This window comes from Prevotella mikamonis (assembly GCF_055381405.1).
This window is the reverse complement of record NZ_AP035785.1, coordinates 2,337,121-2,362,453: the sequence shown is the minus strand read 5'-3', so window position 1 is coordinate 2,362,453 and position 25,333 is coordinate 2,337,121. Positions and strand designations below refer to the sequence as shown.

Here is a 25,333-nt window from a genome sequence, read left to right as displayed (position 1 = left end):
TTTCTGGTTGACAGCTGTCGTCGAAGTGCAAAGTTAATGTTTCTTCATTGTCCGTCCAAAGGTTGACCTCTTTTTTTATGATGGATGGACTCTATGGAGAATACCGGGGGAGTCCTGGCGTCGGGGGCTTGCATCCTCCCCGGAGCGAATCCCCTAGGCTGCACGGCCCAGGAGCCTGAGCAGTTCCTGCTGCGGTGTCCGCATCTCCAGGCTCTGGTGCGGGCGTACGGTGTTGTATAGCCTCACGGCCTTGGCCACGAGTTGACTGACCTCCTCAAAGCTCTTGTCATGGGTATCGAAGAGCCAGCCGTTCTTGACGGTGTTGTTCATCCTCTCGGCCAGGGCATTGTGGAGCGGGTCTCCGGTCTGGGTCATGCTGATACGGATGCCGGAACGCTCCAGGAGGGAGACGTACTCATGGCAGCAATACTGTACACCGCGGTCTGAATGGTGAATCAGGAGGGTCAGGTCCACACCGTACTCCCTGTAGCATCCCATGGCCATCTGCATGGCCTGGATGGGGCCTTCCCTGGCCAGTGTGGGGTGCAGGGCCCAGCCGAGGATCACCCGTGAGGCGGCATCGGTGACCAGCGACAGGTAGGCCCAGCCCGAAGACGTGGCGACATAGGTGATGTCTGCCACGCAAAGTTCGCCCAGGCGGTGGGGACGCAGCTTGGGAGTGGTGTTGACCAGGTCGCCGTAGATGAAGTAGCCGTGGTTGGAGAAGGTTGTCCGGGGACGCTTGCGACGGCGTTGGCACAGGCCGTTGGAGCGGAAAAGGGCATAGCACTGGTCGCGGCCGAGGGTGAACTTGGGACCGAACTTCCTACGGCACAGTGCATAGAGTTCGCGCATGCCCGCCTTGGGCATGTCCTTGAGGACCTCGCCGGCATACAGCACGATGCTCGTGCGAAGGACGTCCACATCCATGGAGCGCTCTACGTGGCGGTAATAGCCTTGCCTGCTGATGCCAAGATAACCGCAGAGGAAGGAGACGCAACCCTTGAGCCGGCAGCATTCCTCCCCCTGAGACAAGGTACTGATTACTTGGCATCGGAGTTTTTTCGGATACGGATGTTGAACTTCTTCTCGGCAAGGTCTATCATCGTGGAGTTGGCAAGGCTGCGAACCTGCTCCTGGGCAAGGGCATGCTTGAGACGCTTGAGTTCCTCGGCGTGGGCCTTACGCTCACGGGCCAGCTGGGCCTGGAGTTCCTCGACGGTGGTGGGAATCTGTGCTTGTTTCATCAGCTCGGATATGGATGAGGTGTCCGGATGACCGTAGCAACGCAGGATGTGGCGGAACGTGGTGTAGGGAATACCGCGACTCCCGGCGAAATGGTAGGCATCAAGGCCACTGGTGATGTACTGACTTAATAACAAGAGTTTCTCCGTTTCATTGTACTTAATCATGACGGTTTACGTTTTTTAATTAATACGTGGATACTGTCAACTTATTCAGTACACTACAGTTAGGTAGGAATTGAGAAAATAGTAAGGGGCGAATTCAATTCGCCCCTTACTATTAGGGAAGGTCTTTCATATTGGATTTGCGGTTACGGCAGTTTCTGTCCTAAAATATATGAAGTAAGGGTTGGTGGGAGGATGTCGGTAGTCCTTCGGGGGCGTTATGTATAGTCTGAAAGCGAGCGGGGCAAGCTCTTTCAGGGTTATGGCATGGGTTTCGTCTTCCTCTCGGCTGCGTCCAGATTGGCTTCCACGCGCTCCACAATGGTTTCGGGAGCGATGTTACGGAGGCAGGCCCAGTCGCCACGCATACAGGGCTTGTTGCCGTAGATGCTGCATGGACGGCATGGGAGCGACACCTGTACGGCATTATTGGCCGACTGATTCCAACCCATGAAGCCGGCATAGGGATGGGTAGCGCCCCAGATGCTCACCACAGGGCAGGCTACCAGAGAAGCCAGGTGCATGTTGGCACTGTCCATGCTCACCATGACGTCGAGCCGACTCATGATGATAAGCTCGTCGGCCAAGCCGCCGGCGAGGGCCGAAGCGTTGATGCACTGGGTATAACGGCCGACCCAACTGTCGAGCGTCTGGCGCTCATTGCCGCCACCGCCGAACAGGAAAATGCGGCAAGAGGGATGCAGGCGGATGAGGCTGACGATGACTTGCTCCATCAGTTCCACGGGGTATATCTTGCCGGCGTGGGCAGCAAAGGGGGCAATGCCTATCCACTGTTGGAACGGACGCTTCTCGCCGATGGTTGCAGGGAGCAGCCGGAACGGAGCGCCTTCAGGCGGATAGATGGAACGGAATTCGAGGTTGACGGGATAACCCAACCGGGCTAGCACGTCGGCATAGTTTTGGAAAGAAGTGGGTTGCTGCGTCAGTATCTTATGAGAGTTGGCGACCAGCCTGCGTTTGCCGTCGCGATGCTTGTCGATGTGGGCCACGCGATAGTTGGCAAGATTAAATCTCAGGCGCAGATACTTGGAGCGTATGATGTCGTGGAAGTCGGCTATAGTCGTGAAATTCTTGGCTACGAGCCGCCGATAGAGCGCATTGAGTCCTTTGATTCCGTTGTACTCGGTTTTCAGGTCGGCTTCCATGAAGCCCACGTTGGGCGCCAGTTGCTCGAAGAAAGCACGCGCAAAAGGCTTGCTGAGCACGGTGATGCGCAGCTGGGGGTATTGGGTGGCGAGTGCATATACCACCGGAACGGTCATGGCAACATCGCCCAAGGCCGAGAAACGGATGATGAGTAGGTGGTCGTTTTTCACTTTTTGGCGTAGAGCACGGGGTTGGTCGACGGGTCGTTGTACATCTTCATCTGGCGGTAGACCTTCATGTATTTGCGACCGGCCTCGATGTCTTCCAGCAGTTGGTCGATGGCTGTGGAGAGGTCTTTCTGCTGTTCGAGCAGCACTTGCAGCTTGTCCAGGCAGGCAGTCTTGTGTGCTTCATCGGCGTCGGTGCGCTCTGTCTGTTCGCGCATGTGATAGATTTTCAGCGCCAGGATGGACAGGCGGTCTACGGCCCAAGCCGGACTCTCGGTGTTGATACGAGCATCGGGCAGCACTTTCACGTCGGAATATTTCTGGCGGAAGTACGAGTCGATTTGCTCAACGAGGTCAGTGCGGTCCTGATTGCTGGTGTCGATGCGGCGTTTCAGAGCCAATGCTTCGAGCGGATTGATGTGCGGGTCGCGGATGATGTCTTCGAAATGCCATTGCACAGTGTCAATCCAGCATTTCAGATAGAGACGGTTCTCGATGCTGTCGCGATGGTAAGGATTACTAATCGGAGTGTCGATGCAGTCTTTGACGTGATAGTCTTGGATCGCTTTGTTGAAAATCTCGTTGCAGAGTTGTGTGAATGTCATTCTTGTTCGGGTATGTGTTTAACTATTTGCAAAAATAGGAATTTTATTTGAGAATGCAAATGTTTGCCCGCCGGATTTGCGGGCAAACATCTTTATTAAGGGGCTACATCGCCCTGATAGTTGATAACCTTGTCTAAAGTCACGGCCTTTCGGTTGTGGTGGAAGGCTGGATAAGTACTGTTGTGCAGCACTCGATTGCCCTGGAACATGATGCCGTCGACCGACTTGGCATACAGCAATGGGGCATCGAAAGTGTCGAACATGTTGTCCAGAATCTTGATGCCGCTGTGGAAGTGCTGCTTCTGTTTGCCGAATTCGGGTATTTCGGGGTCGATGGAGATGACGCCCTCGGTAAATTGGAACATGTTGGTAAGGGCGTTGACGAAGATATTGTGGCGGATGGTGACGTCGCGACAAGCCCCCGACTCGTACCATCCGTTGCAGTCGCCACAGAGCAGTATGGCCGTTCCCGAGGTGTGGTCGAAGAAGTTGTCTTTGCAAACTACACGGCGAGGAGTGGAGAACAGGCAACCACGGGCACGGTTGTTGCGCACTATGTTGTGGTCGAATTGTACGGTGGGGGTCAATGTAAGGTCTTCCACGCCGATGCTGTTGTGCTCGCTGATGGCCTTGGACAGGGGGTGAGCGAAGGTTATCTCAAACTCCTTGACGCCTTTGTCGATGGGGCGGTCGACGGCCGTTATCTTCTTGATGACGTTGATGCCCGGAATATGTTCCATGGTTCGCGAGGTGACAAACTGTACGGTGTCGCCTACGTAGCCCCATCTGTAGCCGTAAGCCTGTTCGTGCATGAAGCGCGCCCGGATGGTATGGTCGTTCAGACGCTTGGTCATCTTGAGGTAGACACCGTGGATATTGATGGCATCGTCCATCATGCTTTCGTACAGTCCGTGCCGACTGGTAATCTCGCCACTGCAATTCACAAAGTGGGTAGCGTCGGCCTGTGTGGTGAAATAGCGGTGTGTGCCGGGGCGCAGAGATACGTTGAAGCCATCGAGCGATACATTATGGCATAACTGGGCCAGTACGCCCATGCCCTCTATATAATATATGGTAATGTCTTCTATCTTTGTGTCCCTGCACTCGTAGAGGAATATGGCAGGGGCAGGGCGCGTCCACGAGCGCATGGCTAGTACGGTGCCGGGGTGCAGGCGCGTGTCGTTCCACCCTTTGGCAAGAAAGCGGCGGCCAGGCAGAGCGGTGACACCTGTAACTCGGATGCCTATGTCGCTGGTGCGATAGACCATGTGGTGGGTGGTCGGTTCGAAGGCTATGGCCGAATTGAGCAGGTATTTCCAGCCCTGTCCACAGGTGTATAGTGTGTCGTGGCTGAGCGTATAGTCAACTTCGGGCGACAGTTGGTAGACGATTTCGTGGTTCAGCGTGTCGTTGCTTATGATGGTGGCCTGGGCTATATGTGGATTGGCGTGGTCTACACGGAATCCTCGGAGCGTGCAGTTCTCGGCTTGTACAAGGCTCAGGGGCAGCATTCGGCCGTGGAAGATGAAGTCGGAACCGCCGCCGTCGAAAGTCACGTTGCGCATGCGCTCCATGCAGATGCCTACCGCACGTGGGTTCAACTGGTCGTGATTGGAGACATAGTATTCGCGTATGGTAGCGCCGTCGGGATAGAAATGGTAACGGCCATGTGGCACTTTCACCGTCACACGATGCCCCTTCCGGGACTCTTGCTGTACGGCTTTCATGGCTTTGCCGAAGGCTATGGAAGCATTGATGGTAGAGTCGGACGAGAGTCCGTAATGCCCCAAATCTACCGTAATATCGGCAGCATGCGACGTGATAGCCAACATTCCTAGGACATACGCCAGAATCGTTCTTTTCATCATGGATATAGAGTTCTTTATTATAGATATAGGGTTAGTTATACTTGCAAATTTAATATATGTTTCTGAAAAAACATATCAAACTGCTTGATAATAGGGAAATTAGGCATTCAATAGCTGTTTTGTATGCACAATCACTACCCGTGTGTGCAGGAATGACCGCTTTTTTAAACAAAAAGTTTGTCAGACTGAAAATAAATTCGTTCCTTTGCAGCCGATTTTATAATAAGAATTATCTATAAACAATTAAAATTTAGAGTATTATGTCAGAAATTGAAAGCAAAGTAAAGGCTATTATCGTAGATAAACTTGGTGTTGATGAGGCTGAAGTTAAGCCTGAAGCAAGCTTTACAAATGACCTCGGCGCAGATTCATTGGATACTGTAGAGCTGATTATGGAATTTGAGAAGGAATTTGGTATTTCAATTCCCGACGATAAGGCAGAAACCATCCAGACTGTTGGTGACGCTATCAACTACATCGAGCAGAACGCTAAGTAATAACGTTTCGTAGTTGAGTGTTTATGGTTGGCGGATGCTTTCCACATCTCTTCGTGCCTGAATGCACATAGAGAAGGAAGCCGTCAACCATAAATATTATTTGCTATAGATTCAATAAATATTTTCTGAATAATGGAGTTAAAAAGAGTAGTAGTAACAGGATTAGGTGCTGTGACGCCCGTCGGCAACACTCCGGAGGAAACCTGGAGCAACTTGTTGGCAGGTAAGAGCGGTGCTGCTCCTATTACATCATTCGACGCTTCTAAGTTCAAGACACAGTTTGCCTGCGAGGTTAAGAACCTCAACGTCAATGATTACATCGACCGTAAGGAAGCCCGCAAGCTCGATCGTTACACTCAGTTGGCCATGATTAGCGCCATGCAAGGTGTGAAGGATGCAGGTCTGGACTTGGAAAAAGAAGATAAGAACCGTATCGGTGTGGTATACGGTGTAGGTATTGGAGGTATCAAGACTTTCGAGGAAGAGGTGACCTACTATGGTCAGAACAGGGAGAACGGACCTAAGTTCAACCCTTTCTTCATCCCGAAGATGATTGCCGACATTGCTTCAGGACAGATTTCAATCCACTTCGGATTCCACGGTCCTAACTTTACCACGACATCTGCCTGTGCATCGTCAAGCAATGCACTTGCAGACGCTTTCAACCTGATTCGTCTGGGCAAGGCCAACATCATCGTAAGCGGTGGTGCTGAGGCTGCTCTCTGCGAATGCGGAGTGGGCGGTTTCAACGCTATGCACGCACTCTCTACACGCAACGACGACCCCGAACACGCTTCTCGTCCGTTCAGCGCAAGCCGCGACGGATTCATCATGGGCGAAGGTGCGGGCTGTCTGGTGCTTGAAGAGTTGGAGCATGCAAAGGCGCGCGGTGCTAAAATCTATGCAGAGATGATTGGCGAAGGTGCCAGTGCCGACGCTTATCACATCACAGCCAGCCATCCGGAAGGACTCGGTGCGAAGCTCGTCATGATGAATGCACTCGAAGATGCTCACTTGAATCCTGAGGATGTAGACTATATCAACGTACACGGAACATCTACCCCGGTAGGTGACATCTCTGAGGCCAAGGCCATCAAGGACGTGTTCGGCGATGCAGCTTATAAGCTGAACATCAGTTCAACCAAGTCAATGACCGGTCACCTCTTGGGCGCTGCCGGTGCTGTAGAAGCCATGGTATGTGTATTGGCAGTCCAGAACGACATCGTTCCGCCTACGATTAACCACGAGGAGGATGATAAAGACGAGAACATCGACTACAATATGAACTTCACGTTCAACCAGGCACAGAAGCGCACAGTGCGTGTAGCGCTGAGCAACACCTTTGGTTTCGGCGGTCATAACTGCTGTGTAGTGTTCAAGAAATATGCTGAATAATCTTATTGATAGAATCAAGCTCCCTTTCCGAAAGGAAAAGGAGCTTTTTTCTTCCTTGCGCCAAATCATGGGTTTCTATCCCCACGACATCAGCTATTACAAGCTGGCATTGATGCACAAGAGTGTGATGAAACGCAATGCAAAGGGCAAACCCATCAACAACGAACGCCTGGAATTCCTCGGAGATGCCATCCTCGACGCCATCGTCGGCGACATAGTCTATAGCCATTTCCCCGGAAAGCGCGAAGGATTCCTTACCAATACGCGTTCCAAACTCGTACAGCGCGACACACTGAACAAGCTCGCTCAGTCGTTGGGACTTAGCAAACTCATCCTTTCGAGCGGACGCAGTTCTTCTCACAACAGCTATATGGGAGGAAATGCTTTCGAAGCTCTCGTCGGTGCAATCTATCTTGACCGGGGCTACGATGCCTGCATGGCGTTCATGCAAAATCGTATTCTGGCCGAAATGATTAACATCGACAAGGTGGCCTACAAAGAGGTGAACTTCAAGAGCAAGCTCATTGAGTGGAGTCAGAAGAACAGAGTGCAGCTCGACTTCAAGATGCTCAACCAGAAGAAGGACGACAACGGCAACCCCACCTTCAGCTACGAAGTGATGCTGGAAGGCGTACAGGGATGTGCAGGCAACGGCTATAGCAAGAAGGAAAGCCAGCAGTTGGCCAGCAAGCTCACTCTGGAAAAGCTGCGTCGCGAACCTCAGTTCATCGACCAAGTATTTGCGGCTAAGACCAACCGTACGAAGATGGAGGAAGAACCTGTAGAGAACGTGCCGACCACGGATGCCAAAGACGACTTTGTCATCACGAAGGATATCGAGAAAGAGGCATCCGCAGAGAAGCACGAGAATACGTTCCGCGAAGAGGTGTTCGAGGATAAGCCACGCCGAAACAAGCGTCGCCCGCCCATGTATCGTGCTGACAACGAAGTGCAGTCGGTCGAGAAAGAAACGACAGATACCGAAGAATTCGACCTGAGCGACATCAGTGCCGGCCCGCAGAGCAAAGAAGACATCATCAAAGCAGCCGAAGAAGCCGCTTTCAACGAAGCATGATAAATCAATCCTTTCTACGATAAGTAAAAAGGCGGTAAGCTGTTGAGAGCTTGCCGCCTTTTTGTTTTATGTTCTTATATCGTCGTGTATAGCCTGCCGATGGCTCTTGCGAGTCTCTTATCTCATGCTGTCCCAAGGTATGCCCAGTATTCGGGCAGCCTCCTGCTTGCTCGATTCAAAAGCAAGTTTCGACACTATCAGCATACTATTCATACGGTCGACAAGCCGCGGCCCCATGATTTTGACCACCTGCAACTTCTTGTCGTCAAAGCTGAATACATCCATCATGCGAGCACACTGCCGGCATGTGAACCCACCGTTCAGACAGCCTACGGTAATCAGCTTCAGCTTATTGTCGTCGAAAGTTTCATTGCGCACATACCGATGGAACACATCGAAGTCGGCCTCGTCCATTGCCCGGCGGTACACCGGTCCTCGATTATAAGGCATCGGTACAGAATATTGCGGCATATAGTCTATAGATGTATCGGGCTTCTCGTACGTATTGCACGCCACCACGCGGCCGTCCGCGAAGTCTACGGTAGTGACATAGGTTATCGTACCCATGAGATTCGTTGAGCGATATTCCCATTGCTCCACATTGTAGTTCATGCGTTTGAACCTCGGTTTGCCCACCAGTGAGCGCACTTCCGACTGCGTCATGCCCAGTCTGATTTCATCAAATCTCTTTGCTTCCATGCAGATAGGAAGCATCACCAATAATAGCAGAATGGCCAAAGCCTTGAGTCTTACCTGTTTCATAATCGTGGTATTTAATTTTGAATATATCGCAAATATACAGATAAAAACTCTCTCTGCAAGCGGGAAATCCCTAATCGTCAGGACGGGAACTCCTAATTCCAATCATCGCAAAGCCCTGTATATACCCAACCACCAACTATCCGCCAACCACCTGTAGTGTACTGAATAAGTTGACAGTATCCACGTATTAATTAAAAAACGTAAACCGTCATGATTAAGTACAATGAAACGGAGAAACTCTTGTTATTAAGTCAGTACATCACCAGTGGCCTTGATGCCTACCATTTCGCCGGGAGTCGCGGTATTCCCTACACCACGTTCCGCCACATCCTGCGTTGCTACGGTCATCCGGACACCTCATCCATATCCGAGCTGATGAAACAAGCACAGATTCCCACCACCGTCGAGGAACTCCAGGCCCAGCTGGCCCGTGAGCGTAAGGCCCACGCCGAGGAACTCAAGCGTCTCAAGCATGCCCTTGCCCAGGAGCAGGTTCGCAGCCTTGCCAACTCCACGATGATAGACCTTGCCGAGAAGAAGTTCAACATCCGTATCCGAAAAAACTCCGATGCCAAGTAATCAGTACCTTGTCTCAGGGGGAGGAATGCTGCCGGCTCAAGGGTTGCGTCTCCTTCCTCTGCGGTTATCTTGGCATCAGCAGGCAAGGCTATTACCGCCACGTAGAGCGCTCCATGGATGTGGACGTCCTTCGCACGAGCATCGTGCTGTATGCCGGCGAGGTCCTCAAGGACATGCCCAAGGCGGGCATGCGCGAACTCTATGCACTGTGCCGTAGGAAGTTCGGTCCCAAGTTCACCCTCGGCCGCGACCAGTGCTATGCCCTTTTCCGCTCCAACGGCCTGTGCCAACGCCGTCGCAAGCGTCCCCGGACAACCTTCTCCAACCACGGCTACTTCATCTACGGCGACCTGGTCAACACCACTCCCAAGCTGCGTCCCCACCGCCTGGGCGAACTTTGCGTGGCAGACATCACCTATGTCGCCACGTCTTCGGGCTGGGCCTACCTGTCGCTGGTCACCGATGCCGCCTCACGGGTGATCCTCGGCTGGGCCCTGCACCCCACACTGGCCAGGGAAGGCCCCATCCAGGCCATGCAGATGGCCATGGGATGCTACAGGGAGTACGGTGTGGACCTGACCCTCCTGATTCACCATTCAGACCGCGGTGTACAGTATTGCTGCCATGAGTACGTCTCCCTCCTGGAGCGTTCCGGCATCCGTATCAGCATGACCCAGACCGGAGACCCGCTCCACAATGCCCTGGCCGAGAGGATGAACAACACCGTCAAGAACGGCTGGCTCTTCGATACCCATGACAAGAGCTTTGAGGAGGTCAGTCAACTCGTGGCCAAGGCCGTGAGGCTATACAACACCGTACGCCCGCACCAGAGCCTGGAGATGCGGACACCGCAGCAGGAACTGCTCAGGCTCCTGGGCCGTGCAGCCTAGGGGATTCGCTCCGGGGAGGATGCAAGCCCCCGACGCCAGGACTCCCCCGGTATTCTCCATAGAGTCCATCCATCATAAAAAAAGAGGTCAACCTTTGGACGGACAATGAAGAAACATTAACTTTGCACTTCGACGACAGCTGTCAACCAGAAATGAACTTTGGAGAAAGAGGTGACAACCTGCATGGAAAATAAGAATCGCAGGTGTCAACAGATAATCAATTTAAAAACAAAAGCTGTCAACTAAAACCAGTACACATCAACCCATTTTTCTATCAACGTACTGCAAGGCCTCCGCAGCATCGCTGCAAGGGCCGGACAGCAGTGCTGCAAAGCCACGGCAGCAACACTGCCAAGGCCTTGCAGTATTTTGAAAGAGATTGCTGTTTACAACTATTAACTCTTTGCCGTTTTGTAATTACATGGAAAACATCTACCTTTGTCTTCCACACTAGTACTATAATCTAGAACCGGAGGCAACCACTATGAAGAGAATTACAGCAGAAAATTTTGATGAAGTCTATGTCGACAAGGTGGAATTGTCGATGATAGATAAATTCGTATGCGACGAGATGAGCCGTCAGGTACATCGTTATATCAAAGGCATGTCGGGCTCTAAGGCCATTATGCTGAAATTTGAAGAACAGCTGGCCAAGCTCTCCGTACCCGAAAAGGAAGAAGCCATTGCCCGCTACATCGACCTGAACCGCAAGACGCTGGACGGATTGGACTGGAAAATAGTGCTGGCCCGTGCTGCCGCCAACTATTGCGACACCTTCAGCTACCTGATACAACTCATCAACGACAAGCGCAAGATAGTGGCCTACATGCAGCGCATCAAGAGCAAATACATCCGTTTCCACACGGTGTACGAAGAGAACAACAAGTTCGGCATCAAAGATTACAAGGGCGACATCCTCGTACATGCCCTCTACGACTTCCTCCGCACCCCCTACGTGTACGTCGACGACCTCTGCATGATGCCTGTCATGGCGCAGAAAAACGGCAAGATGGGACTCATCCTGCCCGACGGAAAAGACACCATCATTGCCGATTTCATCTACGACGACATCTATCTGCGCACCGAACCTCCTTACTTTGAAGCCAAGAAAGACAACAGGAGCATCCTCATCGACCGCTACGGCAGCATCAGGTGATGCACCTGCGCCAAATAGTGAAATATGAATTATCCTCAAATAAAACTCGTAAAATATTTGGCTGTTCAAAGCAAAAGCCGTACCTTTGCACCGCTTTTATAGCAATCGAATAATCTACTCGATTCCAGGAGAGATGGTAGAGTGGTCGATTACAACGGTCTTGAAAACCGTCGTACCGAGAGGTACCGGGGGTTCGAATCCCTCTCTCTCCGCAATATCACTTGATTGTCAGTGATTTACAAGATTTACACCCAATTTTACACCCAAAAATGTAAAGTTGGGTGTTTTCTTTTTAAGTGATAAGATTATATCTTTTCACCTATGATTTGCGTATTTGTACGAGCACTCAACACAAAATCATTCTCTATTTCTTTTATTTGATTAATTGAAAATCCCTTCCAAGATCGAGTTTCTTTGGTAGTTTCGATTAAATAAGGATGACTTTCTCCATGATCATAATCAAAATCAACATCGAAATCCCAATCGACAGCATATCCCTTTAATTCTTCCTCCTTTGGCGCAATAAATATAATATGTTCGCGAGGAATTTCATATAAATTCAGTTCTTTCATTGGAATACGCCATTCTCTCAACCATGAATAATCTCCTTTATGAATATCAAGTTCCTGAAATCTCCATCGAATAGATTCATTTAATAAATTAATTTCATCTGGTTGCCCATATATAACAGGTCGAGCTCCTAAATTCTCAATAAGCCAATCCCTTGCTATTCCAATGCCATACTGAGAAAACATAGCTTTATAACCTCTTTCTTTCCAACTATCAAAATACTCTAAATTAGAAAGGTAACAAGTAATTGGTGCATCTGTGAAGCATATATATTCATGCTCTTTTGATAATAGAGTGCCATTTGTAAGGATTTCGTGTAGAATAGTTGGAGCATCGTCATCTCTTAAGAAATTAAAGAGATAAGGGGATAAGTCACGCCTTAATGTTCGTATATTGTCGCTTGGATTACTCATGTTTTGGATATTTTTAATTTGTAACAGGTTAATTCATCTCAATTTTCTTTTAAGGAATCTACTTCAAGTATAGGATAGTCTATTCTTTTGTCTCGTCCTAATAATGTGTTTATTTTATCCCTTCCTTCAACATATCGTTGCTCAGAAGGAATAAACGCAACATCACAGGAACCACCTGGGTAGAATAAAATCATATCAATGATAAGACCATCGAGAAACTCTTCTTCATGGTCTTTATCAATATGAAGAACGAAATGACCCATTTCCAAAGTCTCTCCCCCAAAGATAGGCTCTTGATATTTGCATGATATTTTCAATCTTTCAGCATCCAGAGCTGTATATGAGAAATTTTCCTTTGAAGGAAATGAGAAGTCACAGTGAAGAGATATTTTGTTGAAATAAACATTCAATTTATATACCTCACATACAGAATGACCAACATTCTGAATTTTAGCCATAAATGTATATTCCGCTTTGTTGGAATAAGGGTCATTCTTTGTTTTGTATAACCCGCAACCATCTATCTCCAGAGGAGAATTGCTTTGTCTGTTCATGACATCCCGGATCTCATAGTCCTCCATGACTTCGACAGTTGCATTTCTTCTGATATAGTACAAATGGTTTATTTTGTTTTGGTGTGCAGTTATTCCTTTTGGCACATGTAAGATAAACACATTGCCACCTTCTTGAGGTAAGACGGAAATTTCGATATTGTTTATCTTTGGAGTTATGTTTGACGAAAGAAGTTGTGATAACTGATCCTTTGTCATTTCTGTCGATGGAATAGGCGTAATTAACTCTGGAAGAGAAAGACCGTTAGAAACATTTTTCTCAGCAAGACCATAGATGAAGATACCTCCATTAGCATTTGCCATAGCACTAATATCCTTTGCCAATTCTTCTTTCCACTTTGGATTCGCCTTAGCAAAAGAACGTTTGTATTCTAACTCGGTAGATTCCTCCACAGAATTGTCTATCAAAAATTGTATGTCCGCAATGCTTTCTATATTCATACGTCTTACGTTTGTGTTAGAAAAGTCCCGATGGAACAAGCCCCAAGGAATTAATAGACTCATAGGCATTAGAAAGCGAATCAAATACCTTCAGCACATCATTGTAGTCCCAGAATTTGAGTTCGTCACGTATCGCCTTCAAAGAAGATGCTTCCTTCTTAATCTTCTCAAGTTGTTTAGCATCGGAAACGGCTACAATACCTTGTACGGAAGGATTGTTCTTCGCCTTCATTAGATTGAGCAACAGGCTGTCTATACTTCCGCTGGTTTGAACCTCAAATACGTAAGTGATTCTTCCCATATTACCAACTGACACTTCCCAGATGGTATCCACAACCGCACCATCAGCGACTTTCTTCTCAACTTCTGCCTTGAAGCCAAGGAAAGAACCTATGTCCCTGATTCTGTCTCTTACATCATTATGGACAAAAGCCTTCTGCTTCTCTGTTTCTTTTTCTGGTTTCTCTTCCACAGGAACAGCTCTATCTGCAGGCTCTATCTGCAGGTCTTTCCAAATGAAGTAGTCTAAGGCAAGTAAGTCTTCGATTTCGCTGACACCTTGCTTCTTTGCTGACTCCACAAGTTCACGACCAACCTTAGAGAGATAAGCGTATTTCTTACCATCAAGAGCAGAATTATATTTAGGAACTTTAGGAATACCCAAAGCTATGAAACCTGTAAGCGATTTCTTGTTCCAAAGAATGAACTCGTTTGGATTGAACTTGTTCAGCAACTCGCTGATGATAGCTGGTCCCAAGCCCTTAATCTTCTCACGGAACTCATCCCATCGGTTTTCGATAGATGCTTTTCCGTAGAACAGATTAACAAGTTGCTCACGAATCAAGTCAATGCCATTGCTTTCAATAACGTTGTCGAGGTAATATTTCTTATTTCCCCACATGCGCATAGCCCATAGAGGTGCTATAAGATTGAAGAACTCCTCCTCTGACAGGTTCTGCAATCGTTCTTTCGTGTACGATTGCATTTCTTTACACATGGTGTGGCGCTCATTGAAATCAGATTCTACCTCCGCCTTGTTGCTGTCTGCCCATTTCTTGTAGTTTGAAAGGGCTGTTGAATATAACTTGTCGTTCATAACTATAATGCCATTACTTAAGATATTTATCAAGGATGGTTTGCTTTAAGGAGTTTGCTGATTGTATATACTCCTTACATTGATTTACTTGTATCAGCTTATCCATCAAATTCGAAACTAATTCACGTTGATCTTCCAAACTTGGTATAGGAATCTCTATCGAGGACAAATTAGTGACATTTATGCTTGATTGATTTACTGCATCTATGATATAAGGATCAATCGATGTTTTAAAACGTTCTGAAAGGAAATACAAATACAAATACTCGGGCAAAACTCTTTCGTTAACTTTAATACGAAGTAAATTCATTCCATGAATAATCTCTTCGCCATCAGCAATATCATTAACCAATGCACATTTGCCAACAAATTTATGGCTATTAATATGAGACATCAAAATATCACCATTTTCTAAAAGATAACTTTCCTTCCCAACACTTGACATCAAGTTACCATAACCCATTTTATCTCTATTCAACGTTCCCGTTGCTATTGTTTCAATACGAGTAATAGGTAAGCCCTTTGCCATGATACTTTGCTTAATATTCAAGCCGTTGTTTATCTGTTTACATAATTCCGCTAACTTTATTGTTGGATATGTTAAGGAATTCATGGTAGAAATAATGGTATGCATCAAAGCATTTGATTCACCTTGTTTTTCTATTACTTCTTCATCCACCTTCTTACATTCGGCTGCAATCTTTTTTTGAATGTCAGAAGAAGGTATGGGAATTTCGAAATTTGGAATAATCTTTTTATCTCCACGTGGCATCTTTACACCCTTCTTGCCTACCATCATGTAGTCAAAGAATGTATCTGTTGACATAATGACTTTTAGATAGTCATTCAATATTTCCTTAGGCTTAGAATTTCTAAAAACAAGGACATCTTTTGAACAACCACCGTTGCGGTCAGCCATCCAAATTTTCTTCAGATATGGACGAATATTTGAAACAAGAATATCACCTTTCTTAAACTCGGTGATTGAATCTATGTTTGGAACACCTTCGTAGGCTATGACCCCTGCACGATTTTGCAGCATATTGTCCGTAGAAATGAAATCGGCAACGGATATACTCGACATTTTAATTGAGGTGGTTACATAAGGAGCAACTACTAACAATTTTTCTGTAGATGTTCCTTCTTTACATTCGATTTTGGGATAAACAAGAATTGGAGTGGTTTTGATTGCCTTGTCAAAATCCACTCGCTTAAAATCAAGCATATCCTCAAGTGAGTAGGAATCAACATACTCTCCTATCTCCTCTGGCACATCCACATCTTCACCAAGATAATTCTTGCGGATAAGGGTATTTACCTTTTCGTCATTGAAGAGATTATGTGGATCGAAAAGAGGTGTTTGAATCTGTTGGATTCCTTTGTTGGCAGCAATTTCATTGTCGTCATCTTCCACGACAGCACCAAGGTACTTTATACCCTCGCTACCCTTGCGGTTGCTCCATTCATAGCCAAGGAATTTCTTTGTTTCAGCGGTCTTAGTTGGAGATTTCACTACAATTACCGACTGTGGATTGCTCTCACAAAGCATGAAATAGTAAAGTTTATCTTTCTCCATGTTTCGGATAGAGTCAAGAATATGCTTCGCCAACTCTGCCTCTTTCATGGATTGGGTATAACGAGCATTTATTCTCTTCTTCTTGATATTCTTTGTCACTGTGTTATTAGAGAACTCCGCTTTATAAGCAGTGAAAATCTCATGCTTCATCAAATCCTCAGAAGGATTACCATTAAGCAGAGTAATATACTCATCGTATGGCACGCCTATATGCTGAGTATAGCGTTCAATGGCATCCCCATCTTCATAACGATGGTCTTGACCGTGATTGTTTGAGAACCATGCTTCTACACGATTGCGATAATGTGTTGCTAACTCTGGCTCGGATTTCTTTCGACGAAGGAACAGTACCACGGTATTGGTGCCAGTTTTGCCAAATGTTCCACTGCCAAACTCTGCAATAGCCACAAAATCAAAATATTGCAATAAAATTTCACGCGTCTTGACATAAATATTACTGCTGTTTGACAAGATGCTTGAAGGAAGAATAATAGCTGCCACTCCCTCTGGTGCCAGCAATTGCTTGGCACGCTCAATGAAGAATGTCTCAATACTATTATTTGTCTCTAATTGCTTGCTATCAACATCAGCACTTAGCACATAGACATCACGTTGTTCTTTGCTAAGCGTAGCAAGGAAGCCAGTTACACTATATGGAGGGTTGGCTACAAGCACCTTATAGTCACCATCCTTAATTGCATCATGAGGCACAAGTGCATCACCATAGACAATCTGGATTCCATCCTGGCCATACATGAATGATGATACTTTAGACACCTTTGAGAGGCGATATTCTTTTTCTATACCATAGATTTGCTTATAATAGTCTGGAAGGGATTGGACTCCTTTATATTGCTCAACAAATGGCTTTATCTGTGATGCATACTCGTTGAGAAAGTGACCTGCGCCACAAGCATAGTCAATTGCTTTTGGAATATCGGTATTGTCGCGTATAATCTGATCTAAAGGCAAGGAACTGACCATAAAACGAGTTATAGGTGTAGGAGTAAAGAACTGACCTTCGTTTTGCTTAACGCCCTGGTCAAGGAAACCCTCAAACAGGTCTCCGAGGAACTGATTTTGTTGCTCAGTTTTAAGACGCATATCTTGAAGCATCTCTACCATTGCTTTGAGGATGACAGCGTTTTGAACAAAGAGTTGCTTGTTATGCACGTCAAGGAAGCCGAAGTCGCTATTGCTATAGAACTTCAACTGACGGAAATATTCCAAGATGGTGTCCTTGATGGCATCAGGGTCATTCTTCTGCATACGGAATGCATTCTCAATACTTGCATTATCGATATAGGTAACATCCTCTCCCAAATAGTCCTTCATGCCTATTTGGTAGAGTTTCTGCAATCGGTCTTGAAAACTATAATAGTCATCATAGGCTGCACCTTTCCACAGGAACTGCAAATCCTTTGGATTACGCACTTCATCCACAACCTTCACCAAGAATAGATTAACCAGTTTATCGAAAGCATTCTCGTGGCTGGCAACATTGTATTGGCGAAGTGTCTGGGCGAACTGATGATATTTGCGTTGTATGTCCTGACCATCAACAATAACAAGGTCGTCAATGCTCAGCTTCTTCTTCGTGACGCCAAAGGTAGGCACCTCGTCAACTTCGAATGCTCCATTCGTTGCATAATCTTTGCCATAAGTCTCGGACCAGACTTTGAAGAAGTCATCTCTTGTACCATTATCTGCGCTTACCTTTTCGAAACTGATAAGTTGGGGATTAGATTCAAGGTACTCCTTGTTGTCGGTCATCGTAATCAGACGATAATTGCAGCGAGGTTCGCCATCCACGAAATCGGATGCATAAAGAACAAGATATTGTGCTTGACGATAGGTGTTGTAATAGTTGAACAACTGCCCGCCATCCTGTAATGTCTTTTTCCATGCTTTGCTAAACTCATCATCTTCTTTTCCGTCCATTGTCTTACACTCAATAAGCATATATGGACGCTTATCGTTGTCGCGAATCAGGATGTCACAATAGAAATGAGAATCTTCTCTTCCACCTGGAGTTTTAGGCTCTAACACTATATTCTCAGGTTTGTATCCTTGAGCCAATAATCCAACAACACACTCCAAAACAACAAAGTTCTCATTGGCAGAGAAGTTCTTTGTTGTGTCTCGGTCTGCTTCTATACCTTCTGGATAAATAATCTTCTCATTTGTGAAATCAACAGCAACAGTACAGTTGGTGTTGTTAAAATGCATTGCCATCTTGTCTTGCACAGTATCAGATTGCTGAAAGCCAAGACAAGTAAGAAGATTTCTGAGATTATCTTTTGTAATCATATATGGAAAGAATTATCGATTGTTACTTTGTTGAGTTTAGAAGATCCTTCACGTCAACGTCAAGGAGCTTTGCGATTTTATCTAAAGTTTGCAAGTCTGGTTGAATACTATTACTGCACCATTTGCTTACAGTACAAGGTGTTTTGCCAACCTCTCCAGCAAGCCATTTGCCAGTTTTCCCTTTCTCAACGAGAACTACTTTTATACGATTCAGATTTGCCATGATGCTATAATTGATTGTAATTTAGTGCAAATATAATAAAATCTTATGAAATAGGTGGCTCTTGCTTGTGAAAAGTTGCTAATAGCACAATAACTTCTAAGGATAAAGCGCAAAAAGTCAGTATTAAACCATATTTTCATTTGAAGGCAACCGAGTCACATCGGTAAATCGCTAATGTGACTCGGAAGGTGTTTCCGTTTTGACAACACTTCTGTTGGGTGGAAATACGACATCATTTTACCTTCCCCAACCATTGCGCTTTTTAGTGCCATCCCTGTTAGTGAATTCGTTATCAGAGCCACCACCTCCTACACTTATATCGCCATGTCCACCAGCGGCAAGGAATAGGTTCTTCAGTAAATCTGTGGTGGCCGTCATTGCATCGCATAGCTGTCTTGTTCGAGTAGCTGTAAGGTCGGCCTTGAAAGGCGTCATGCCATTCCATGACACCTTTTCTAATAGATAGTTGGTAGCCGTTTTACGTTGCTTATCATCTGTTGGATCAAGTCCTCGTTTGAAGGCTTCGGCGACGATTCCCCAAGCAACAGTGTTTCCTTCCTTGGGTTGGAAGTCGTTATATTTATTAAAGGCATAATCTCTAATGGCAGTAATGGCATTGCCAATCCATTGCTCAATCTGTTGCCAGAAGGCTTTCTTGTTCTGTTGAATACAATCCCATATTTTCTTTATTTCTGGGATGCTTAACATTTCTCTGGTTTGGCTTTCGGCTTCATCGGCACGTTGGTGCTCACTATATGCCATGTTGCCAGAACGGACGGCCTCGGACTCAGCTTTGTCAAGTTGTTCATGTAGATCTTTGATTTCTGCATCCTTCTGGTTGCGCAGTCTGATGATGGCATTCTCATCAATCGAAGCTATCTGTTTTTTGAGCACATTGTTTTCTTCGGTCAATCGACCGTTCTCCTTTTGCAATTGTTTACTCTGCTCTATGATAGCTCTTACATCCTGCATGGTCTTTTTGTAGAGTGATTTACCCAGTTTCAGTATTTCCTCTTTCTGGGCTTCCTTGGCTTGCATAAGTGCGGTCTGTAATTCTGTAAGGATAGCTTTAATCGCCTTTCGTCGTTCCTCTCTCCATTCTTTCTGTCCGAATGTAGATATAGGCTTATCAATTTCTTCTTTAATGGCACCCCAAGCTTTGTTGACAAGAGGATTGGTCTTCAAGATTGGCACTAACAGATCTTCCTCATTTATGTCCAATGCCGCAGCATATTCTTCCAGTTGTGAGATACTGCCTTCCAGATTTTCCTTATGCTGCTTCTTGTTTTGTATCTCACCCTCTAACTTGTCATTCTGTTTTTCCAGACTTTCCTTTTGCTTCTTCATGTCCTGCACCTCACTCGCCATCTTTTCTTTCTGGTCCTCCAAACGTTCATTTTCCATCTGGGTCCTGACAATGGCATCCTTTGCCTGACGTTCAGCTTCCAACACGGCCTTGCTCTTGTGGACACGCTCACGTCGTTCCTCACCTGGCAGCATGGCAATGTCATCACCTCGCTCCAAACCGTACTTGTGTCCCACCTCGTTATAGTAGTCAGTGTGCATCTGGTAGTAGGTCTTTCCTACAGCATATTTGTCCTCACCCCAAACACGGGCATATGATACACATTCCTTTTCCCTCCGTTCGACTTCAGTTCTTACGAAGTTCGAGCGGATTTCTTCAGGTAGTTTCTTCCATTCCTTATGGGAGAGTACCTTCGACTTGTCGTCCTTATGCACATACTTGGCGGACGCACGACCTCTGGCTTTGGTCTTTGCCACAGGGATAGTCTGGATTTGGATATGCGGAGTGGTTTCGTCAAGATGAACATCAAAACCGATGATATTCTCTGCTCCCCAGCGGTCACATGCCCAATGGTAGGTGTCCAATGCCCAATCTTTGATACCTTGTTTGAGTACGACATGGGCATTGCTCTTTTGCAGGGTAAAGTCCACATCCTGGTCACCAAAGGCGAGTCGTGTCAATACCCGATGGTCACCACTAACGATAATGCCAACGGTGCAGTTCGGACTGTTGTCGGAGGTTCCTAAAGGATTGTTCTTGTCCATGTAGGGTTTGAAACCGAGTTCTTCAAGACGCTTCTGCAAACGCTCATGAAGTGGCACGGGATTGGAACCGAGAGGAACGATTTCGCCTTGGCTGTTAATCTCAAAGTTGAGATGCTTGCGTGAGAAATCGTAATGGTTGTTTGTGTCCTGGTTCTTCAGGCAATAGGTATTCTCGTCCCATCCGCGACGTTCAGGCTCATAGCCTTCCGCAGCTGAAAAGGACTTTGCTGGTGCGCCAACATGGATGGCGGCACGGGGGACGTTGTATCTTGCTTTAGACATAATATTCTTTTTTTAAAGTTTGTACTCAAATGTTCATTAGGTCTCGGGTGGAATCTGAGTGAAGGGTTGAGGGAGAGAGTCACTCCCTCACAGATGCACTTTGCTTCTGTTTTTTGCCATGTGCAGCGACACTGCTTTATAGTGGTGGGCCAACCCTCGGAGAGCATAATGGGACTTTTTAAGGGAGCGTGGCGAATCTAAAAGTCCATATTATGTTATGGGATTATTTTATGGGATTATTCCGTAATCCCCCTCTGCGTAGCATTTACTCAGGAGCAGGAGGTCTCTCGGCTTCTATGCCGCAGTCACCCTTTCCATACTCAACATATCCGTGCAATTTGCCACAAAAGGTGCCGTTGATACCCTCATGTGAGAGCTTGCACTTGTGGCATTCTGGGGTTCTTCCATGCCACCGTTCTTCCTGTGCCAACAAGATTGATTGCATGACAGCATCCTCTTTCGGCTCTTTCGAAGCAGGCTTCGTATTTTGTGTTTCATTCTTGACATTATCGCAGATGGGTGTAAAGCCCACCACCTCCAAGTCGAGTGCTTTGACAAGCAATGTGATGTTTGGGTTCGCCTCCTCCATTCTCATTAGAGCTGCTTCTGCTTCGGTTGGTCGCAAGGGCTGCTGACTGAGAACCCTCTGGGCAATGGTGTGGCAATCGCCTTGTGCTTTCTCCATCACATCAGAGATATGAAACTGGAGATAGGAAGCTGCCTGCAGCATTTCTTGCCATTTGCTGTACTCACCCTTGTTTGGAAACACAACCACGGATTTTCCTTCAAGGGGAAGCAAATCGATGGAAGTCGCCTTTTCTTTTCCTGTAGCCAGCCATATGTATGGTGTGGGGAAGCAACTCATAACGGCAGCGGTCATTTCATCCGTCACCAATGCAACCGTCTGGCTGGGGAAGATATCGAGCAAGTACTCACCAAACAAGCAAGTTGGTTGCACATCTTGGTAGTACCAACTATCATCATAGACCTTACCTGTTTCGCTATCCATTGTCAAGATGCGACCATTGGTAATCTTGTGCTCCGAATTGATGTGCCAGAATATCGGTTCTCCTTGTTTGGTTGCCCCGATAGGGTATCGCTTCATCAATGCCTCCAGTCGTCCTTGGTCAAACCAGATGAAGCCACAGAGGTATTCAAAGAATGAGCTTTTATAGCTCGTAATCTCCGCTTTCATAGTCTGTCCTCCTTCCTGTTGATTCCATACTGAGAACAGATATGGAAGAATGTACCGATGTTTATGCTACTGACATTGCGCAGGAGGTTATCAAACTTCTTGTCTGTCTCAGCTGCTTTGTACTTCGCATTTTGCGAGCTGACCAGATGAAACAATCTCCGTCCACGTTCACCGAGTGATGCCAAGGCTGCACCAACATGGAACCAGTCATCGTAAGTGGCCGTGATGTCGATGCCTCGGTCAGCAATGATACGGCAGCACCGCTCTACCTGCTCCATGTCGCCACCACTATATGTACAGGAACTGTGGTATGTCGGTTTAGACTCCACCCATACCTTAGTATATAATGTAGCATCCTTATTCACATACGGCTCTGGGGCGTAGGAGTTGAAGCGCATCCTGTTCACGTTCTTGCATGCTTTGTCAATGATTAGTCCGCTGTTGGCGAAGTCACGTTTCAGGGCTTCGAACTGATCCTCGTGCTTATCAGGATAGGCAATGCAGAAGATGGCAAACCACCCTTTTCCACGGATACTGCGTCCCGCATAGAGTATCTGGGGAATGTTATGCCACTCACGCTTCAGATCATCGAACCAGTCAACGTCCATGTTGTCTTTCTTGTCGATGTCGATACAGAGAAGGTTCGAGTGGGCCACGAGGTTTTCCGCTTTACATGTAGGAGAAAATGTGCCTGAGATGGTTGCCACGGGCAGTTGCAACTTCAAGCGCTTTTGTATATCTTCATCCGATATGGAACGGATATACTCAATCTGTTCCTTGTACTGGTCGTTGAAGAGGAAGTCGCGCAGGGAAATTTCCGTGCCGACATTGTCTTCTACGTTTCTATAATAGCTAATCTTTGTGTCAAATATACTTTTCATTGTTATTCAAAATTTAAGTTTGTTGTTGTAGTTGTAGCTTGGCTTAAGGTCTTGTAAATACGGGGCTTAATGCTACAACAAGGGTACAACCATATAGATGTGATTCCATGATGGAGATAAGAGCACCTTGGTTGTAGGGTAGTTGTTGGCTTGCGCCCTTTATCCATAGGCTATTACTGACATCTACAACTACAACCATCATTGTTCTTTTAATATTTTGTTGACATATTGTTGAGAAACACCGAGAGCTTCGGCAAGGGCATTCTGCGACTTGATAGTGAACTGACGATTGACGGCACGTAGCAAGTCACCGTTGGTCATCGGACGTTGTGTGGCCGCCGAGCCTCGTAACAAAGGATATATGCGCTCGATATGGATGCGGGTAAAGTAGTCGGCCATGCGGATAGCATGTTCCATCCCTTCAGCCGTAATAACTGGCTCGTTCCAATGGTTGGACAGCAGATGGGCCATGATAGCCAGGCGCAGCGTATGGATGTTCATCTTCTGTATCATGCCGCCGATGTAGCAATCCTCTTCTGCATCTGCCCTCATGTCATTTGCATCGGCATAGTCTGCGTAAAGTCGTCCTGCCTCATGAGACAACTGGAGGGTTAACGGCTGCATGTTGAATAGTCTGCTGATGGTGCCAGTCCAGCTCTCGCGCATCTCCGGTGTCATGAACTTGCGGTCGCACCGCCTAATAAACGTGCCTTTGTCGGGATAGGCAAAGAGGAATCGTTGCGTGAAGCCGGAATCCATCAAGGCATCAGTGCCGAAGGTCTTGCCGAGCATTTCAGGCTGTATGCCGCCATTGATACACATGGCAGGATCATCAATCAGTTTTGTATCTTCCGATTTTCGGTTAATGGCAAAGCTTACGTTTGACCAAATGGAAAGTAATTGTGATATTTCCGCCCCTGAGCCATTACCGCCTTTGTTATAACGACCAAAGGAATCAATGAACGATTTCAGTTCGTCGGCTACGACCCCAATCATATCACCCTGTGCAAGCAGAGCATTACGGGATTCTGGCGAACTATCGCCGACTATCCGTTGATGGAATACAGGTTGCTCTCCGCTGTAGTTCTTATCTTCACGCTTGCATTGGTCATAGACAGACTTTTCTTCTGAATACTTGGTAAAGTTGGCTTTATCCTGTTCGCGTAAAGGACGGGTAACTTCTTTGAGAGGGCCAGTCTTGTTTCGGCTGGGCTTACCCACCATGCAGAAAAAGTCGCATGGGTAGTTCGTATAAGGGTTGGTGACGAGCTGTGCCTTTTTCCCTGCCGCGAGGCCAGCAGTGAAGAGACTGTTGACCACCACATACTCCAGCGGGCATCCATAGGATTCTGAGACAGTACGGATATACTCCTGCACCGGTTCGGAAAACCAATCAATAGGCAGCACCGGCTCTGCGAAGGTCGATGCTTTTAGGTGCGACGTTTCCTTGGGTTGATCAGGAGGAGTCGGCAAAGACTCCGGAAGTTCAAGAGTTGGTGCTTGTACGGCAGAGAGATTGGGTGGAACCTTGTTAACAGGCTCCACCTTCTCTGCCTCAGAGTTGATGATGGAAAGGAAGTCTGGCTGTCCGTTTCCATCAAATGGCATGATGTGTTCTGACATTACTTACCTCCTTTCTTGTTGCATATACTTTTGTCTTGAGCCAGTTGCAGTGCATGGTCAGCATCTACAATGATTTTGCGTCCAACCTGAGTGATGGCAGCATTAATCTTCCCGCTTTTCTTTATGCGGTTGGCTGTAGGTATTGAGCATCCAAAAATCTTAGCGATACCTCGGATGCCATACTCGTACCTCTTTTTAGATGTCTCAGCGACAGGGACTGGTACATAGTTCGCCCCTTGAAGAGATGAATTCTGTAGAAACAGGAACTCCTCACCAGTCATCTGCCATAACGGCTTCCTTAATAAATCTTCTAATTGCATGATCTTCTATTTTTTTTACAATTTTGGCTTCCAAGATGAGGTACGAGACTCATCTTTTCTTTGCCATTCATGGCGCAGCTCGTACTCTTGCGTCACGTTTTCAAGTGCAAAGTTAGCATGAAAAGAAAAATCACTAAATATCGATTGATACTCAGTGATTTATACGATTATTTGGATAGCCGTTTGGATAG

The 25,333-nt window shown here is 46.7% G+C and carries 22 protein-coding genes and 1 tRNA gene; 7 read left to right on the top strand and 16 right to left on the bottom strand.

Annotated elements, in window-relative coordinates; all coding sequences use genetic code 11:
* Window positions 1–153: 153 nt before the first annotated feature.
* The 5 genes from ACZ42L_RS09900 to ACZ42L_RS09880 form a co-directional block, all read right to left on the bottom strand.
* Entirely contained in the window at window positions 154–1,035 is an 882-nt protein-coding gene (locus ACZ42L_RS09900) for an IS3 family transposase (RefSeq protein ID WP_464698445.1), read from the bottom strand.
* An 8-nt stretch (window positions 1,036–1,043) separates the two neighbouring features.
* A complete protein-coding gene (locus ACZ42L_RS09895; RefSeq protein WP_464698446.1) occupies window positions 1,044–1,412 on the bottom strand; it encodes a transposase in 369 nt (122 codons plus the stop codon).
* A 257-nt stretch (window positions 1,413–1,669) separates the two neighbouring features.
* Window positions 1,670–2,746, bottom strand: coding sequence for a glycosyltransferase family 9 protein (locus tag ACZ42L_RS09890; RefSeq protein ID WP_464715996.1), 1,077 nt, complete (start codon window positions 2,744–2,746; stop codon window positions 1,670–1,672).
* Window positions 2,743–3,348, bottom strand: a complete 606-nt coding sequence (locus ACZ42L_RS09885) for a DUF4254 domain-containing protein (protein WP_464705950.1) — start codon at window positions 3,346–3,348, stop codon at window positions 2,743–2,745. Before ACZ42L_RS09885 ends, ACZ42L_RS09890 begins: the two co-directional genes overlap by 4 nt.
* Window positions 3,349–3,443: 95 nt before the next feature.
* Entirely contained in the window at window positions 3,444–5,213 is a 1,770-nt protein-coding gene (locus ACZ42L_RS09880; protein ID WP_464716999.1) for an alpha-1,3-galactosidase-related protein, read from the bottom strand.
* Between the two features lie 263 nt (window positions 5,214–5,476).
* Here ACZ42L_RS09880 and ACZ42L_RS09875 point away from each other — a divergent pair, with 263 nt between their 5' ends.
* The 3 genes from ACZ42L_RS09875 (at window position 5,477) to rnc (ending at window position 8,183) form a co-directional block, all read left to right on the top strand.
* Window positions 5,477–5,713: an acyl carrier protein gene (locus ACZ42L_RS09875; RefSeq protein WP_036899954.1), complete on the top strand. Its 237-nt coding sequence runs from the start codon at window positions 5,477–5,479 to the stop codon at window positions 5,711–5,713.
* Between the two features lie 132 nt (window positions 5,714–5,845).
* A complete protein-coding gene (gene fabF / locus ACZ42L_RS09870; protein ID WP_464702584.1) occupies window positions 5,846–7,108 on the top strand; it encodes a beta-ketoacyl-ACP synthase II in 1,263 nt (420 codons plus the stop codon).
* Window positions 7,098–8,183, top strand: coding sequence for a ribonuclease III (gene rnc / locus ACZ42L_RS09865; RefSeq protein ID WP_464698632.1), 1,086 nt, complete (start codon window positions 7,098–7,100; stop codon window positions 8,181–8,183). Before fabF ends, rnc begins: the two co-directional genes overlap by 11 nt.
* Before the next feature lie 117 nt (window positions 8,184–8,300).
* On the opposite strand, the gene ACZ42L_RS09860 is transcribed toward rnc, so the two are convergent.
* Entirely contained in the window at window positions 8,301–8,945 is a 645-nt protein-coding gene (locus ACZ42L_RS09860; protein ID WP_464715995.1) for a DUF4476 domain-containing protein, read from the bottom strand.
* Window positions 8,946–9,155: 210 nt separating this feature from the next.
* Here ACZ42L_RS09860 and ACZ42L_RS09855 point away from each other — a divergent pair, with 210 nt between their 5' ends.
* From ACZ42L_RS09855 to ACZ42L_RS09840, 4 genes are all read left to right on the top strand, one after another.
* The gene (locus tag ACZ42L_RS09855; protein ID WP_464698446.1) at window positions 9,156–9,524 is read left to right on the top strand and encodes a transposase; all 369 of its coding nucleotides are present in this window, start codon (window positions 9,156–9,158) and stop codon (window positions 9,522–9,524) included.
* 8 nt (window positions 9,525–9,532) lie between these two features.
* Window positions 9,533–10,414 (top strand): IS3 family transposase, encoded by an 882-nt coding sequence (locus tag ACZ42L_RS09850; protein WP_464698445.1) that lies wholly within the window; start codon window positions 9,533–9,535, stop codon window positions 10,412–10,414.
* A gap of 484 nt (window positions 10,415–10,898) precedes the next feature.
* Window positions 10,899–11,570, top strand: a complete 672-nt coding sequence (locus tag ACZ42L_RS09845; RefSeq protein WP_464698636.1) for a hypothetical protein — start codon at window positions 10,899–10,901, stop codon at window positions 11,568–11,570.
* Between the two features lie 127 nt (window positions 11,571–11,697).
* Window positions 11,698–11,782, top strand: a tRNA-Ser gene (locus ACZ42L_RS09840).
* 93 nt (window positions 11,783–11,875) lie between these two features.
* Here ACZ42L_RS09840 and ACZ42L_RS09835 read toward each other — a convergent pair.
* The 10 genes from ACZ42L_RS09835 to ACZ42L_RS09790 form a co-directional block, all read right to left on the bottom strand.
* Window positions 11,876–12,553, bottom strand: a complete 678-nt coding sequence (locus ACZ42L_RS09835) for a hypothetical protein (protein WP_464715994.1) — start codon at window positions 12,551–12,553, stop codon at window positions 11,876–11,878.
* 38 nt (window positions 12,554–12,591) lie between these two features.
* The gene (locus tag ACZ42L_RS09830; RefSeq protein ID WP_464715993.1) at window positions 12,592–13,566 is read right to left on the bottom strand and encodes an AlbA family DNA-binding domain-containing protein; all 975 of its coding nucleotides are present in this window, start codon (window positions 13,564–13,566) and stop codon (window positions 12,592–12,594) included.
* Window positions 13,567–13,582: 16 nt separating this feature from the next.
* On the bottom strand, window positions 13,583–14,662 hold the full coding sequence (locus ACZ42L_RS09825) for a hypothetical protein (protein WP_464715992.1): 1,080 nt from the start codon (window positions 14,660–14,662) through the stop codon (window positions 13,583–13,585).
* A gap of 13 nt (window positions 14,663–14,675) precedes the next feature.
* A complete protein-coding gene (locus ACZ42L_RS09820) occupies window positions 14,676–18,548 on the bottom strand; it encodes an N-6 DNA methylase (RefSeq protein WP_464715991.1) in 3,873 nt (1,290 codons plus the stop codon).
* Window positions 18,549–18,570: 22 nt separating this feature from the next.
* Window positions 18,571–18,771 (bottom strand): helix-turn-helix transcriptional regulator, encoded by a 201-nt coding sequence (locus tag ACZ42L_RS09815; protein ID WP_464715990.1) that lies wholly within the window; start codon window positions 18,769–18,771, stop codon window positions 18,571–18,573.
* A 237-nt stretch (window positions 18,772–19,008) separates the two neighbouring features.
* Window positions 19,009–21,123, bottom strand: a complete 2,115-nt coding sequence (gene mobV / locus ACZ42L_RS09810; protein ID WP_464715989.1) for a MobV family relaxase — start codon at window positions 21,121–21,123, stop codon at window positions 19,009–19,011.
* Between the two features lie 265 nt (window positions 21,124–21,388).
* Window positions 21,389–22,318 carry a DUF6371 domain-containing protein gene (locus ACZ42L_RS09805; RefSeq protein WP_464715988.1) on the bottom strand — a complete coding sequence of 310 codons (930 nt, stop codon included), beginning with the start codon at window positions 22,316–22,318 and terminating at the stop codon, window positions 21,389–21,391.
* On the bottom strand, window positions 22,315–23,199 hold the full coding sequence (locus tag ACZ42L_RS09800; RefSeq protein ID WP_464715987.1) for a PriCT-2 domain-containing protein: 885 nt from the start codon (window positions 23,197–23,199) through the stop codon (window positions 22,315–22,317). Before ACZ42L_RS09800 ends, ACZ42L_RS09805 begins: the two co-directional genes overlap by 4 nt.
* Window positions 23,200–23,397: 198 nt before the next feature.
* Window positions 23,398–24,822, bottom strand: a complete 1,425-nt coding sequence (locus ACZ42L_RS09795; protein WP_464715986.1) for a DUF3987 domain-containing protein — start codon at window positions 24,820–24,822, stop codon at window positions 23,398–23,400.
* Window positions 24,822–25,142: a DUF3853 family protein gene (locus tag ACZ42L_RS09790; RefSeq protein WP_464715985.1), complete on the bottom strand. Its 321-nt coding sequence runs from the start codon at window positions 25,140–25,142 to the stop codon at window positions 24,822–24,824. The genes ACZ42L_RS09795 and ACZ42L_RS09790 overlap by 1 nt, the downstream gene beginning before the upstream one ends.
* Window positions 25,143–25,333 lie beyond the last annotated feature (191 nt).

Excerpts from the sequence above, each read along its gene's own strand:
- ACZ42L_RS09815 (WP_464715990.1), bottom strand. The coding sequence starts at position 18,771 with ATGGCAAATCTGAATCGTATAAAAGTAGTTCTCGTTGAGAAAGGGAAA.
- ACZ42L_RS09845 (WP_464698636.1), top strand. The coding sequence starts at position 10,899 with ATGAAGAGAATTACAGCAGAAAATTTTGATGAAGTCTATGTCGACAAG.
- rnc (WP_464698632.1), top strand. The coding sequence starts at position 7,098 with ATGCTGAATAATCTTATTGATAGAATCAAGCTCCCTTTCCGAAAGGAA.
- ACZ42L_RS09820 (WP_464715991.1), bottom strand. The coding sequence starts at position 18,548 with ATGATTACAAAAGATAATCTCAGAAATCTTCTTACTTGTCTTGGCTTT.
- ACZ42L_RS09860 (WP_464715995.1), bottom strand. The coding sequence starts at position 8,945 with ATGAAACAGGTAAGACTCAAGGCTTTGGCCATTCTGCTATTATTGGTG.
- ACZ42L_RS09875 (WP_036899954.1), top strand. The coding sequence starts at position 5,477 with ATGTCAGAAATTGAAAGCAAAGTAAAGGCTATTATCGTAGATAAACTT.
- ACZ42L_RS09795 (WP_464715986.1), bottom strand. The coding sequence starts at position 24,822 with ATGTCAGAACACATCATGCCATTTGATGGAAACGGACAGCCAGACTTC.
- ACZ42L_RS09855 (WP_464698446.1), top strand. The coding sequence starts at position 9,156 with ATGATTAAGTACAATGAAACGGAGAAACTCTTGTTATTAAGTCAGTAC.
- ACZ42L_RS09790 (WP_464715985.1), bottom strand. The coding sequence starts at position 25,142 with ATGCAATTAGAAGATTTATTAAGGAAGCCGTTATGGCAGATGACTGGT.
- ACZ42L_RS09835 (WP_464715994.1), bottom strand. The coding sequence starts at position 12,553 with ATGAGTAATCCAAGCGACAATATACGAACATTAAGGCGTGACTTATCC.
- ACZ42L_RS09880 (WP_464716999.1), bottom strand. The coding sequence starts at position 5,213 with ATGAAAAGAACGATTCTGGCGTATGTCCTAGGAATGTTGGCTATCACG.
- fabF (WP_464702584.1), top strand. The coding sequence starts at position 5,846 with ATGGAGTTAAAAAGAGTAGTAGTAACAGGATTAGGTGCTGTGACGCCC.
- ACZ42L_RS09895 (WP_464698446.1), bottom strand. The coding sequence starts at position 1,412 with ATGATTAAGTACAATGAAACGGAGAAACTCTTGTTATTAAGTCAGTAC.
- ACZ42L_RS09825 (WP_464715992.1), bottom strand. The coding sequence starts at position 14,662 with ATGAACGACAAGTTATATTCAACAGCCCTTTCAAACTACAAGAAATGG.
- ACZ42L_RS09800 (WP_464715987.1), bottom strand. The coding sequence starts at position 23,199 with ATGAAAAGTATATTTGACACAAAGATTAGCTATTATAGAAACGTAGAA.
- ACZ42L_RS09885 (WP_464705950.1), bottom strand. The coding sequence starts at position 3,348 with ATGACATTCACACAACTCTGCAACGAGATTTTCAACAAAGCGATCCAA.
- ACZ42L_RS09805 (WP_464715988.1), bottom strand. The coding sequence starts at position 22,318 with ATGAAAGCGGAGATTACGAGCTATAAAAGCTCATTCTTTGAATACCTC.
- ACZ42L_RS09830 (WP_464715993.1), bottom strand. The coding sequence starts at position 13,566 with ATGAATATAGAAAGCATTGCGGACATACAATTTTTGATAGACAATTCT.
- mobV (WP_464715989.1), bottom strand. The coding sequence starts at position 21,123 with ATGTCTAAAGCAAGATACAACGTCCCCCGTGCCGCCATCCATGTTGGC.